The 12083-nt window shown below is 72.4% G+C and carries 11 protein-coding genes; 2 read left to right on the top strand and 9 right to left on the bottom strand.

All coding sequences use genetic code 11. The features are described from left to right. Positions 1–5: 5 nt before the first annotated feature. From rplS to ACZ7MF_RS07535, 6 genes are all read right to left on the bottom strand, one after another. Positions 6–356: a 50S ribosomal protein L19 gene (gene rplS, locus ACZ7MF_RS07560; RefSeq protein ID WP_003973398.1), complete on the bottom strand. Its 351-nt coding sequence runs from the start codon at positions 354–356 to the stop codon at positions 6–8. Between the two features lie 136 nt (positions 357–492). After that, the gene (trmD, locus tag ACZ7MF_RS07555) at positions 493–1326 is read right to left on the bottom strand and encodes a tRNA (guanosine(37)-N1)-methyltransferase TrmD (protein WP_356862636.1); all 834 of its coding nucleotides are present in this window, start codon (positions 1324–1326) and stop codon (positions 493–495) included. Then, a complete protein-coding gene (rimM, locus tag ACZ7MF_RS07550; RefSeq protein ID WP_471475053.1) occupies positions 1326–1889 on the bottom strand; it encodes a ribosome maturation factor RimM in 564 nt (187 codons plus the stop codon). Before rimM ends, trmD begins: the two co-directional genes overlap by 1 nt. 128 nt (positions 1890–2017) lie before the next feature. Next, entirely contained in the window at positions 2018–2257 is a 240-nt protein-coding gene (locus tag ACZ7MF_RS07545; RefSeq protein ID WP_003973401.1) for an RNA-binding protein, read from the bottom strand. A gap of 2 nt (positions 2258–2259) precedes the next feature. Then, positions 2260–2679 (bottom strand): 30S ribosomal protein S16, encoded by a 420-nt coding sequence (gene rpsP, locus ACZ7MF_RS07540; RefSeq protein ID WP_007444852.1) that lies wholly within the window; start codon positions 2677–2679, stop codon positions 2260–2262. Positions 2680–2935: 256 nt separating this feature from the next. Next, positions 2936–3532: a hypothetical protein gene (locus tag ACZ7MF_RS07535; protein ID WP_003973403.1), complete on the bottom strand. Its 597-nt coding sequence runs from the start codon at positions 3530–3532 to the stop codon at positions 2936–2938. Positions 3533–4205: 673 nt separating this feature from the next. Here ACZ7MF_RS07535 and ACZ7MF_RS07530 point away from each other — a divergent pair. Next, positions 4206–5099: an SAM-dependent methyltransferase gene (locus ACZ7MF_RS07530; protein ID WP_471475051.1), complete on the top strand. Its 894-nt coding sequence runs from the start codon at positions 4206–4208 to the stop codon at positions 5097–5099. Between the two features lie 96 nt (positions 5100–5195). Beyond that, positions 5196–5813, top strand: a complete 618-nt coding sequence (locus ACZ7MF_RS07525) for a hypothetical protein (protein ID WP_471475050.1) — start codon at positions 5196–5198, stop codon at positions 5811–5813. A 13-nt stretch (positions 5814–5826) separates the two neighbouring features. Here ACZ7MF_RS07525 and ftsH read toward each other — a convergent pair whose 3' ends face one another. The 3 genes from ftsH to ACZ7MF_RS07510 all read right to left on the bottom strand — a co-directional run bounded on the left by ftsH (position 5827) and on the right by ACZ7MF_RS07510 (position 12056). Then, a complete protein-coding gene (ftsH, locus tag ACZ7MF_RS07520; protein WP_471475049.1) occupies positions 5827–7773 on the bottom strand; it encodes an ATP-dependent zinc metalloprotease FtsH in 1947 nt (648 codons plus the stop codon). Positions 7774–7902: 129 nt separating this feature from the next. Next, complete coding sequence (gene ffh / locus ACZ7MF_RS07515; protein ID WP_471475047.1) at positions 7903–9453, bottom strand: signal recognition particle protein; 1551 nt, start codon at positions 9451–9453, stop codon at positions 7903–7905. Between the two features lie 98 nt (positions 9454–9551). Beyond that, a complete protein-coding gene (locus ACZ7MF_RS07510) occupies positions 9552–12056 on the bottom strand; it encodes a [protein-PII] uridylyltransferase (RefSeq protein WP_471475046.1) in 2505 nt (834 codons plus the stop codon). Between the last annotated feature and the right edge of the window lie 27 nt (positions 12057–12083).

The following is a 12083-nucleotide window of genomic DNA, read 5'->3' as shown; positions in this document are numbered from 1 at the left end:
GGCGCTCAGCTGTCGCGCTTCTCCTTGATCTTCGCGGCCTTGCCGCGCAGCTCGCGCAGGTAGTACAGCTTGGCGCGGCGGACGTCACCGCGGGTGACGAGCTCGATCTTCTCCACGATCGGGGTGTGCACCGGGAAGGTGCGCTCGACGCCGACGGAGAAGGAGACCTTGCGGACCGTGAAGGTCTCGCGCACGCCGGCGCCCTGACGGCGGATGACGACGCCCTTGAACTGCTGCACACGGGAGCGGTTGCCCTCGATGACGCGCACGTGGACGTTGACGGTGTCGCCGGGGCGGAAGGCCGGGACGTCGCTGCGCAGCGACGCGGCGTCGACGGAGTCGAGCAGGTGAGACATTTCGTCTGCTTTCTTCGCCGATGCCACAGGCCATCGACGGAAACTAGGTGTTTCGGAATCAGGGTCGTGCGGGTCGGGACGGGCGTCGTCTCCCCCTGTGGCAGGGGCGCGCTCCGGACGGACGCACAACAGCCGCCTATTCTTCCATGCCCGGGGTCCTGCGCCAAAATCGGCCGTACGGTTCCCCGTCCGGGTCGGGCTGCCAGCCCAGGATGGAGAGCATCTCGCGGTCCTTCTTGTCGAAGGCGGCGGGATCGCACCGCTCGATCAGGTCGGGCCGGTTGGCCGTGGTGCGGCGCAGGGCCTCGTCGCGACGCCAGCGGGCGATCTTGCCGTGGTGGCCGCTGAGCAGCACGTCCGGGATGCCGCGCCCGCGCCACTGCGGCGGCTTGGTGTGGACGGGGCCCTCCAGCAGGTTGGCCATGGCGCCGGGGGCGAAGGAGTCGTCCCGGTGGGACTCGGCGTTGCCCAGCACGCCGGGCAGCAGCCGGGCCACGGCCTCGGTGACGACGAGTACGGCGGCCTCTCCGCCGGCCAGCACGTAGTCGCCGATGGACACCTCGTACACGGGCATCCGGGTCGCGTACTCGTCGACGACCCGGCGGTCGATGCCCTCGTAGCGGGCGGGCGTGAAGATCAGCCAGGGCCGCTCGGAGAGGTGGACGGCGAGTTCCTGGGTGAAGGGGCGGCCGCTGGGCGTGGGCACGATGAGGGCGGGCTCGCCCGACCCCGTCTCGTAGCCGTCGGCCAGGACGGAGTCCAGGGCGTCGCCCCACGGCTCGGTCTTCATGACCATGCCGGGACCGCCGCCGTAGGGGGTGTCGTCGACCGTGTTGTGGCGGTCGTACGTCCACTCGCGCAGGTCGTGCACGTGGACGCCGAGCTGTCCGCGCGCGCGTGCCTTGCCGACGAGGGAGACGTTCAGCGGTTCCAGGTACTCGGGGAAGATCGTGACGACGTCGAGCCGCATCAGGCGTCTTCTCCCGGACCGTCGCCGTCCTCGCGCGCGGAGGCGATCTCGGCCCGGTCGTCGATCAGGCCGGGCGGCGGGTCGATGACCGCGCGCTGCGCGTCGAGGTCGATCGCGGTGACGATCTCGGAGACGAACGGCACGTAGACCTCGCCGCCGTCGGCGCGCTCCACCACGAAGAGGTCCTGGGTGGGCAGGTGGGAGATCTCGGTGATGCGGCCGACCTCGGTACCGTCCTCGGTGACCACGTCGAGGTCGATCAGCTGGTGGTCGTAGTACTCGTCCTCGTCCTCGGGCCGCTCGTCGGGGTCGACGTCGGCGATCAGGAGGGTGTTGCGCAGCGCCTCGGCGCCGGTGCGGTCGTGGACGCCGGCGAAGCGCAGCAGGAGGCGGCCGCTGTGCACCCGGCCGGACTCGATGGTGAGCGGCCCGGTGGCGGCGGGGTCGGTGGCCAGTACGGCACCGGGCCCGAGCCTCAGCTCCGGCTCGTCCGTGCGGACCTCGACGGTCACCTCGCCCTTGATTCCGTGGGCGCGGCCGATGCGCGCGACTACCAGCTGCACTGTGCTTGATCTCCTGTCGGAACTGCGGACGAGCCGCTTGAAGGCCGTACGGCCTCCGGGCTCATACGACTGCGGGCCGGGGACGGCCCAGTGGCCTTCCCCGGCCCGAGCCGGTGCTGCGATTGGTGTCAGCGGACGTGGTCCACGTCGACGAGGTCGACACGGACACCGCGGCCACCGATGGCGCCCACGACGGTGCGCAGCGCGCGTGCGGTGCGGCCGTTGCGGCCGATCACCTTGCCGAGGTCGTCGGGGTGGACCCGGACCTCGAGCACCCGCCCGCGGCGCAGGTTGCGCGAGGCGACCTGCACATCGTCGGGGTTGTCGACGATGCCCTTCACGAGGTGCTCGAGAGCCTCCTCGAGCATGCTCAGGCCTCGGACGCGGAGGACTCGGCGGCGGCCTCGTCCTTCTTGTCGGCCTTCTTCTTCTGGGTGATCGCCTCACCCTTGCCCTCGTCCTCGCCACCGATCGCCTCGAAGGACGGGCGGGCCGCCTTCTCGGCCGGCTGCAGCAGCGGAGCCGGGGCGGGCTCGCCCTTGAACTTCTGCCAGTCGCCGGTCTTCTTCAGGATGGCGAGCACGGGCTCGGTCGGCTGGGCGCCGACACCGAGCCAGTACGCGACACGCTCGGCGTCGACCTCCATCACCGACGGGTTGTACGTCGGGTGGTACTTGCCGATCTCCTCGATGGCCCGGCCGTCACGGCGGGTACGGGAGTCGGCGACGACGATGCGGTAGTGAGGCGAACGGATCTTGCCCAGACGCTTCAGCTTGATCTTGACTGCCACGGGAGTGGGTTCTCCTGGTTTTGACGTGGGTGGGCACGGCGAGAGAGCCGCGTGGGGTTGCGGTACCCGAGTGCCCGATGGACGCGTCAGCCGGAGGAGAGAGGGGTCCTGTGCGACTGTCGAGTACAGCTAGCCATTGTGCCACACGCGGGCAGGCCCGTCGGACGGCGGGCTCCGGGGCCCGCCCGGGGGCGGGCCACTCGCCTCCGGACGGCGGCGCCCGGCCCCGGCCCGGCTGCCACGAGCAGCCGGGCCGTCAGCTCATTCCCGCGCCGACCACCTCCGGGATCCGGAACGGCTTGCCGCAGCCGCCGCACATGATCGGCGCCTGGGCCAGCACGGACGGGACGACGCGGACGTTGCGCCCGCAGTCGCAGACCGCCTTCACGCGCACCCCTCCCCCGGAGGAGCCGTGCCGGGCGGCCGGACCGCGGAAGCTGCGGGCCGTGTCGGTCGCGGTGGCGACGGTGTGGGCCTTCAGCGCGCGCTGGAGGCGTTCGATCGTCGGGCGGTACCGGCGCTTCGCCTCGGGGGTGAGCGTGACCAGCGAGAAGCCGCTGCTGGGATGCGGCTCCTCGGGATGGTCCAGGCCCAGCTCCTCGGCGATCGCGAGGAATCGACGGTTGTGGTAGCGCCCCGCGCGGGAGGTGTCGCGTACTCCGCGCGCGGCGGCGATGCCGTGGACTGCCTCATGAAGCAGTCGCTCGAAGGAGAGCTCGTGCCCGCAGGCGGACGACGACTCTCCGATCAGGGACTCGGGCGCGGCAAGATCGGGCAGCTCGGTGTGGTGCCGCTGAATGTCGGCCCACGCCTGCGCCAGCTCTGCGGCGAGAACAGGTGGTGTCGTGCTCACGTAATGACAACGAGCCGGGGTGCCGCTGTGTTCCTATTCCGGGGCATCCCAAATAATTTGCACGTACCAGTCAGTTGCCGCTGATGCGTCCCGACGAGGGCGGGTGCGCTGATCTGCGGAGAAGCCTCACAGCTCATACCAAGCTGGTGCGTAGTCCGACGTACGCACCGGCGCGTAACCGCCGTCCACGCGCCGGAGTGCGAGGGGCCCACGTGTGCGCAAGGGGCGTTTCGGCCGCTGTCGCCCCGGAGGGGCGCCGTCCGAGTGGACGCGTCGACGGACGTGACGTTACCGGGTGCGCCACCGGCGTGCGGCACCGCCCCGCCTCCCGGTCCCGTCCGGGCGCCGCACGGTCACCGCCGGCCCGGCCGACCTTGGCCAAAACCGTGCCGTCGGTGCGGCGGCCACCCACGGTCATCGACCGGCGACACGATCCGGCCATCCGGGCCGGGGCGCGGGACGGGGATGTCCCGGGTACCACGCGGCCAGGCCCGTGTTGCCGGGAAGTGAAATCTCGCCACGGTGCCGGGGATCGGGCAAACCGGGCCCCGCCACCACTGGACGCCACGGCGAGCCCGGAGTTACCTGGCATACGGGGGGAGTGCGAGCGCACTGCACGGGGGCCACGAAATCGGGGCACGGCGGCAACACTCGGCGATTGGGGCACTTTCCTATGACACCTACGCTCGTGCGGCAGCACTCGACTCACGCGGAGGCGACGCCTCACGTGGACCTGCGTGCACGCGCGCGTGACTGGTCCGAGATACAGGAGCGGATGCTCGTACCGCTCTACGAGGCCGTCTACGAGCGACTGGACGTGGGCGGCGACACCCGGATGCTGGGCCTGGGCTGCGGTTCCGGACTCGCGCTGCTGATGGCCGCCTCGCGCGGTGCGGCGGTGACCGGGGTCGACTCCCGCTCTCCGGAACTCCTGGACCTGGCCCGTCGGCGCCTGCTGCCCGAGACGTCCGACGAACCCGGGACGGGCGGCACGGGGAGCACCCGCACGCGTACGCGTACCGACACGCCACGGATCGTCGAGGGCTCGCCCGGGGACGCGGTGGACCCGACGGCACCGGCGTTCAGCCTGGTGACCGCCTTCGAACCCACCGGGTGCCGCGCGGGTGACTCGGAGGCGCTCGGTGACCTGCTCGCCCGGGCGACGCCGCTCGCCGCGCGCGGGGCGGCCGTGGTGCTGGCCGGCTGGGGCCCGCCCGAGCGGTGCGCCACGGCGTCGGTGCTGCGGGTGGCGGCCAGGCTCACCGACCCGATGCGCGGTACGGGCGGCTGGCGCCCCGCCCTGCGTGACGAACTGGAGGAGGTCGCCCAGCGGGCCGGGCTCAGGCCGGACGGCTCGGGGCGGGTGGCGTGCCCGTTCGGCTACGCCGGCACGGACAGCGCGGTGCGCGGGCTGCTGTCGACCGGGCTGTTCGACGCGGCGGTCGCGGCGACCGACCGGGAGCAGGTCGACAAGGAGCTGACGGAGGCGCTGCATCCGCACCAGCGGCCGGACGGGACCGTATGGATGCCGAACGTGTTCCGCTATCTGATCGCCCGGGTCACCTGACGACTGGTTCAGACTGGCTGCTTTCGATGCAGGTGTGGACCTCTACGCTGATCCACCGTTCGGGGGAACAGACACATCTGCATACAGGAGCCTGTAGTGCCGCACCGCAAGACCGCACTGCGCCTCGCCGCGCCCGTCGCCGTCCTCGCCCTGGCCCTCACCGCGTGCGGGGGCGGGGACGACGACACCGGCGCCGACGCGAAGGGCGGCGCGACCACCGGGGCGACCACCGAGGCCTCGCCGTCGCCCTCACAGTCCGCGTCGGGCGGCGACATGGCGCAGGGCGAGAGCGCGAGCGGGAAGGTCGCGGAGGACCCCGGCGAGGTCACCTACGACGTCGTGGCGCAGAAGGTCGAGGTGGGCACCGAGGCGGAGGCCGCGAAGGCGGTGGCGGACGCCGCGGACGCCAAGGGCAAGGTGCTGGCCACCGCGCACATCAAGTACACGCACAAGGGCGGTCCCGCCCTGACCGAGGGCTCCGACGTGCACGACGGCGCCACGGTCTTCGCGGACCGGCAGCGCGGCGGCGTCCTCATCGGCGCCTCCGAGGACGCGCCGGGCTGCGAGGACCCGTACGACGTCGAGAGCTGGAAGCAGGGCGAGAGCCACGTCTTCTGCGAGACCTACGTGATCCCCGCGGGCGCCACGAGCGTCGAGGTCCACTGGTCCGAGGAGGACGGCGAGCCCTACGTCTGGAAGTTCCCGCAGAAGTAGGGACGCACGGCGCTCACGCCTCCGGGTCGTCCTTCGTCAGCCGGGTGATCCCGGCGATGCGGTACGCCTCCGCCTCGTCCAGCGTCTCGCTCGCCAGCAGCGACTCGGCGAGCGCGTCCAGCTGTCCCCGGTGGTCGCGCAGCTTGCGCACGGCCTCCTCGTAGCAGGAGTCCACGACCCGCCGCATCTCGCCGTCGATCGCGTCGAGCGTCTGGGGTGCGGCGGCCAGGCCGTACGCCTGCTGCGCGTCGCCGGGGAGGGCGGAGAGCCGTCCGACCCGCTCGCTCATGCCCCACCGCGCGACCATCCCGCGGGCGATGTTGGTGACCTGTTCGAGGTCGCTCTCCGAACCGGTCGTGATCACCCCGTACACGACGTGCTCGGCCGCCATCCCGCCCAGCGCCCCGATGATCCGCCCGCGCAGGTACTCCTCCGTGTACGCGTACTTGTCCGCGTCCGGCGTCGACAGCGTCACCCCGAGGGCCCGGCCGCGCGGCACGATGGTGATCTTGCGGACGGGGTCGGCGCCCGGTTGCAGCATGCCGAGCAGGGCGTGTCCGCTCTCGTGGTAGGCGGTGCGCCGGCGCTCCTCCTCGGGCATCACCAGCGGGCGCTCGGCCCCCAGCTGGACCTTCTCCAGCGCCTCGGAGAGATTCGCCTGCGTCACCTGGTCCTGCTTCCGCTTGACCGCGAGCAGCGCCGCCTCGTTGGCGAGGTTGGCGAGCTCGGCGCCGGTCATGCCCGGCGTCGTACGGGCGACCTGGGCGAGGTCGACGTCCGGGGCGAGCGGGATCTCGCGCGTGTGGATCTCCAGGATCGCCTTCCGGCCACTCCGGTCCGGCGGCGAGACGCTGACCACCCGGTCGAAGCGGCCGGGGCGGGTCAGGGCCGCGTCCAGGATGTCCGCGCGGTTGGTGGCCGCGATGACGATCACGCCCTCCGAACCGGAGAAGCCGTCCATCTCGGTGAGGATCTGGTTCAGGGTCTGCTCGCGCTCGTCGTGGCCGCCCATGCCGGAGCCGCCGCCGCGGGCCCGGCCGATGGTGTCGATCTCGTCGATGAAGATGATCGACGGCGCCACCTTGCGCGCCTCGGCGAACAGCTCCCGCACCCGGGAGGCGCCCACGCCCACGATCATCTCGATGAACTCGGACGCCGACGCGGAGAAGAACGGCACGCCCGCCTCTCCGGCCACCGCGCGCGCGAGAAGCGTCTTTCCCGTACCGGGCGGGCCGGTCAGCAGCACACCCCGGGGCATCTTGGCGCCCATGCGGCGATAGGCGTCCGGGTTCTTCAGGAAGTCGACGACATCGCTCAGCTCACCCTCCACCTCGTCGATCCCGGCGACGTCCGCGAAGGTGGTGCGCGGCTTCCCGGCCTCCAGCTCGACCGGCTTGGGCGGCGCCTTGCGGCCCAGCATCCCGCCCGCCCCGCCGCCCAGGGCCCCCCGCATGCGCCGCGCGATGAAGATCCACAGCACCACCAGAAGCAGCATGGGAGCCAACGCGATCAGCAGGTTGACCAGGAAGCTGCGGTGCTGCACGACGGGCTCGGCGGTGACCGTGACCTTGTTCTTCGTCAGGTCGGCCCAGAGCTGGTCGTCCGCGAAGGTCGGCCGCTCGGTCGTGAACTTGGTGTACGTCCCGTCGCCCTCGGGATTGTCCCGGGCCTTCTTCAGCTGCCCCTGGATCGCGTCGCCCTTGGCGTAGATCTTGCTGACGTTGCCCTCGTCGACCTGCTTGCTGAACTCCGTGTAGGAGATGGTCGGCTCGTCGCCCTCGTTGAAGAAGGAGAGCACGAGGTTGGCGATGAGGTAGACGATCAGCGCGGCCAGGATCAGGTTCCACCAGCCGCCGCGCATCCGCCGGCCACCGGGCGGCGGTTTGGGCGGCTCGTCCGGCGTGCCCTCGGTCCGCCAGGGCGGCTCCGGTGCCTTGCGCGGCGGGGACGGATTGGTCATATCCGGACGCTACGACAGGAAAGCCGCGCGGGCATGTGGGTGTACGACGCCGGGGCGCCCCCTGCGACAGGAGGCGCCCCGGCCTGCGACAGGAGGCGCCCCGGCGGCGTACTGAGCCCGAACGGGCGGTCAGCCCATGAACTTCTTGAACTCGTCCGGCAGCTCGAAGTCCTGCCCGCCCTGCTGCGGCAGCCCCAGCGCGCCCCCGCTCTGTGCGGCCGCGGCGCGACGGGCTGCCTCCTCCTGCTCCTGCTGCTTGCGCTTCATCGGGTTGCCCGAGCGCTGCTTGCCCTTGGCCTTCTTCTGCTGCTTCTTCTGCCGGCCGGGGCCGCCTCCCATGCCGGGCATCCCCGGCATACCGGGCATGCCGCCGCCCTGGGCCATGCGGGACATCATCTTGCGGGCCTCGAAGAACCGCTCCACGAGCGACTTGACCGCGCTGACCTCGACACCGGAACCCTTGGCGATACGGGCGCGGCGCGAGCCGTTGATGAGCGTCGGCTCCTGGCGCTCGGCCGGGGTCATCGACTTGATGATGGCGGCCGTGCGGTCGACGTCGCGCTCGTCGAGGTTGTTGATCTGGTCCTTCATCTGACCCATGCCGGGCAGCATGCCGAGCAGCTTCGAGATGGAGCCCATCTTCCGGACCTGCTCCATCTGGGCCAGGAAGTCGTCCAGGGTGAAGTCCTGGCCCTTCTTGGACGCCAGCTTGGAGGCCATCTTCTCGGCCTCTTCCTGGCTGAACGTCTTCTCCGCCTGCTCGATCAGGGTGAGCAGGTCACCCATGTCGAGGATGCGGGAGGCCATCCGGTCCGGGTGGAAGGCGTCGAAGTCGTCGAGCTTCTCGCCGTTCGAGGCGAACATGATCGGCTTGCCGGTCACCGAGGCGATCGACAGGGCCGCACCACCGCGGGCGTCGCCGTCGAGCTTGGAGAGCACCACGCCGTCGAAGCCGACGCCGTCGCGGAAGGCCTCGGCGGTGTTGACCGCGTCCTGACCGATCATCGCGTCGACGACGAAGAGGATCTCGTCGGGGCTGACCGCGTCCCGGATGTCCGCGGCCTGTTGCATCAGCTCCTGGTCGATGCCCAGGCGGCCGGCGGTGTCGACGATGACCAGGTCGTGGACCTTGGCCTTGGCGAACTCGATGGAGTCCTTGGCGACCTTGACCGGGTCGCCCACGCCGTTGCCCGGCTCGGGGGCGTAGACCGCGACACCGGCGCGCTCGGCGACGACGCTCAGCTGGTTGACGGCGTTGGGGCGCTGGAGGTCACAGGCGACCAGGAGCGGCGAGTGGCCCTGCTCCTTGAGCCAGTGGCCCAGCTTGCCCGCGAGCGTGGTCTTACCGGCGCCCTGGAGACCGGCCAGCATGATCACGGTCGGCGGCTGCTTGGCGAAGCGCAGGCGGCGGGTCTCGCCGCCGAGGATCCCGACCAGTTCCTCGTTGACGATCTTGAGGACCTGTTGGGCGGGGTTCAGTGCCTTGGAGACCTCGGCGCCCAGGGAGCGCTCCTTGACTTTCTTGATGAAGGCGCGCACGACGGGCAGCGCCACGTCGGCCTCAAGCAGCGCGATGCGGATCTCGCGGGCCGTGGCGTCGATGTCCGCCTCGGTCAGCCTTCCTTTGCCCCGGAGGGATTTAAAGGTGGCTGACAGGCGGTCGGAGAGAGTATCGAACACGGCGGCGTAGGTCCTCGCGTCGGCGTTGGTGTGGGTCGCCCTCCAGGGTATCCGGCCCGGCAAGCAAAGTGTCCCTGCCCGCTGCAGAGAGCGGACGCTCACGCCCGCAGCGACTCCTCCAGCCCCCGGGCCACCGACGCCGCCTCGTCCCCGGGCAGCGGCGTGCCCGCGTCCCGCGTCACGTAGAAGGCGTCCACCGCGTTGGCCCCCAGCGTCGACACGTGCGCGCTCCGTACCCGCACCCCCGCCGCCTCCAGGGCCCGCCCGAGCCGGAACAGCAGCCCCGGCGCGTCCTGGGCGCGGACCTCGATCACCGTGGCCAGCCGGGACGCGGCCGGGGCGACGGTGACGCGGGGCGGGGGCGGCTCCACGCCCCGGCGCCGGGGGTGGGCGGCGTCCCGTTCGGCGAGCCGTGCGGCGATGTCCAGGGTGCCGTCCAGGGCCCTGACCAGGTCGGCACGGAGCCGGGCGGCCTGGGGCAGGGAGCCGTACTGGGCCGCGACCCGCCAGTCGAGGAGCAGGACGGAGCCCTCGACGCCGTCCGGCAGCGGAAGGGACCGCAGCTCGGCGGTGCGGACGGTCAGCCGGTGCATGGCCAGGACCCCGGCCACCGCGGGGAGCACGCCCGCCTGGTCGGGTACGGCGATCAACAGCTCCACCCCGAGCGGCTCGGGACCGTCGGCCGAGGCGGGAGAGGAGGAAGAGGGCGGAGAGGAGGAAGAGGACGGAGCCGGGGCGGGATCGGCGGGTGGCTCCGTCTGGGCCCGCAGCGCCAGTACCGGACCACCCGTGCGGAAGGCCTCGACCGCGAGCCGCTCCTGTTCGGCGGTGGGCGCGGCGGTCTCGGCCTCGGGCTGCGGCTCCCCGGCCAGTACCCCGGCGACCCGTTTCACCAGGTCGGCGACGAGGGAGCCGCGCCAGGACGACCAGGCGGCCGGCCCGGTGGCCAGCGCGTCCGCCTCGGTCAGCGCGTGCAGCAGCTCCAGCGTGTGCTCGGTCCCGACCGCCTGCGCGACCGCGCGCACGGTGGCCGGGTCGTCCAGGTCGCGCCGGGTGGCGGTCTCCACGAGCAGGAGGTGGTGGCGTACGAGGGTGGCCAGGACGGCCGTGTCCGCGCCGTCGAAGCCGATGCGGGCGGCGACGTCCCGGGCGATGGTCTCGCCGGCCACGGAGTGGTCGCCGGGCCAGCCCTTGCCGATGTCGTGCAGCAGCGCGGCGACCAGGAGCAGGTCGGGGCGGTGCACCCGGCGGGCGAACCCGGCGGCGCGGACGGCCGTCTCGATCAGGTGCCGGTCCACGGTCCACAGGTGCACGGCGTTGCGCTGCGGGCGGCAGCGGACCCGCTCCCAGTCGGGCAGCAGCCGGGTGACCAGGCCCTCGGCCTCCAGCGCCTCCCAGACCTGCACCGTGGGCCGGCCCGAGCCCAGCAGGGTCACCAACTGCTCACGCGCCTCGGCGGGCCAGGGCGTGGGCAGGGGGCGCGCGGTGGCCGCCAGGCGCCGTACGGCGTGCAGGGAGAGCGGGAGCCCGGCCTGCGCGGCGGCGGCCGCGGCGCGCAGCGGGAGTACGGGGTCGCGTTCGGGGCGTGCAGTGCGGGCGAGCACCGCCTCGCCGTCCTGCTCCACGACGCCCTCGGCGAGCGGGGAGCGCTCGGCGACCGGTTTCCCGCCGTTTCTTCCGTTCATCATGGCGCGCAGCCGCGGCCGTACGGACCGCGAGCGGAGCACGCGGCCCACCTCGCGCCAGGTGACGTCGCCCGCGTAGGAGATGACGCGGGCCGCCTCGTACACCTGCCGCAGCAGCGCGTCGGCGTCCAGCAGGCCCAGTTCGGCCGCCACCTGGTCCTGTTCCTGCAGCGCCAGGCGGTCGGTCGCCCGGCCCGTCGCCAGGTGGAGGGCGTCGCGTACGTCGAGCAGGCGCCGCCGGGCCTCGGCGAGTCCCTCGCGCGGGGCGTCGGCGAGCCAGGAGGCGGCGACGGCACGCAGCGCGGTGGCGTCGCGCAGGCCGCCGCGGGCCTCCTTGAGGTCGGGTTCCAGCAGGAACTGGAGTTCGCCCTGGCGTTCGGCGCGCTCGGCGCACAGGTCGCGGAGTTCGGGGAGGCGCTTGGGGGCCTGGTTGCGCCAGTCGGCGAGGACGGCCGTGCGCAGGGAGGCGGTCAGGCCGAGGTCTCCGGCCAGGTGGCGGGCGTCCAGCAGACCGAGGTGGACCTTCAGGTCCTCGCCCGCCGTCTTCCGGGCCTGTTGCGGGGTGCGTACGGAGTGGTCGAGGTCGATGCCGAGGTCCCAGACCGGGTACCAGAGGCGGTCGGCGAGTGCGGCGACGGCCTTGTCGTCCCGGCCGTCGTGCAGCAGGAGCAGGTCCAGGTCGCTGCGCGGGGACAGCTCGCCGCGCCCGTAGCCGCCGACCGCGACGAGCGAGATCCCCGTGCGCTCCTCGGTGGCCGCGCCGAAGAGGCCCGCCAGCCAGTCGTCCGTCAGTCCGGCGAGCGCCCTGCGGCGCGGCGGCCCGGACCGCGCCCCCTCGGTGAGGAGGCGCAGCCGGGCCGCCGCGTAGCCGCCGGGTCCCGAGTCCTCTGCTTCGTCCGTCACGCCCGTACTCGTCACCCGGCGACTCCCGTTCCGTTGTCGTGC

It is taken from the genome of Streptomyces sp. NPDC111628, assembly GCF_055635195.1.
The sequence above is the reverse complement of the archived record's forward strand: the minus strand, read 5'-3'. Positions and strand labels throughout refer to the sequence as shown.

What these genes read in the sequence shown, in the direction of transcription:
- ACZ7MF_RS07545 (WP_003973401.1), bottom strand. Translation starts at nt 2,257, where the DNA reads ATGCTCGAGGAGGCTCTCGAGCACCTCGTGAAGGGCATCGTCGACAAC.
- ftsH (WP_471475049.1), bottom strand. Translation starts at nt 7,773, where the DNA reads ATGACCAATCCGTCCCCGCCGCGCAAGGCACCGGAGCCGCCCTGGCGG.
- trmD (WP_356862636.1), bottom strand. Translation starts at nt 1,326, where the DNA reads ATGCGGCTCGACGTCGTCACGATCTTCCCCGAGTACCTGGAACCGCTG.
- ACZ7MF_RS07530 (WP_471475051.1), top strand. Translation starts at nt 4,206, where the DNA reads ATGACACCTACGCTCGTGCGGCAGCACTCGACTCACGCGGAGGCGACG.
- rplS (WP_003973398.1), bottom strand. Translation starts at nt 356, where the DNA reads ATGTCTCACCTGCTCGACTCCGTCGACGCCGCGTCGCTGCGCAGCGAC.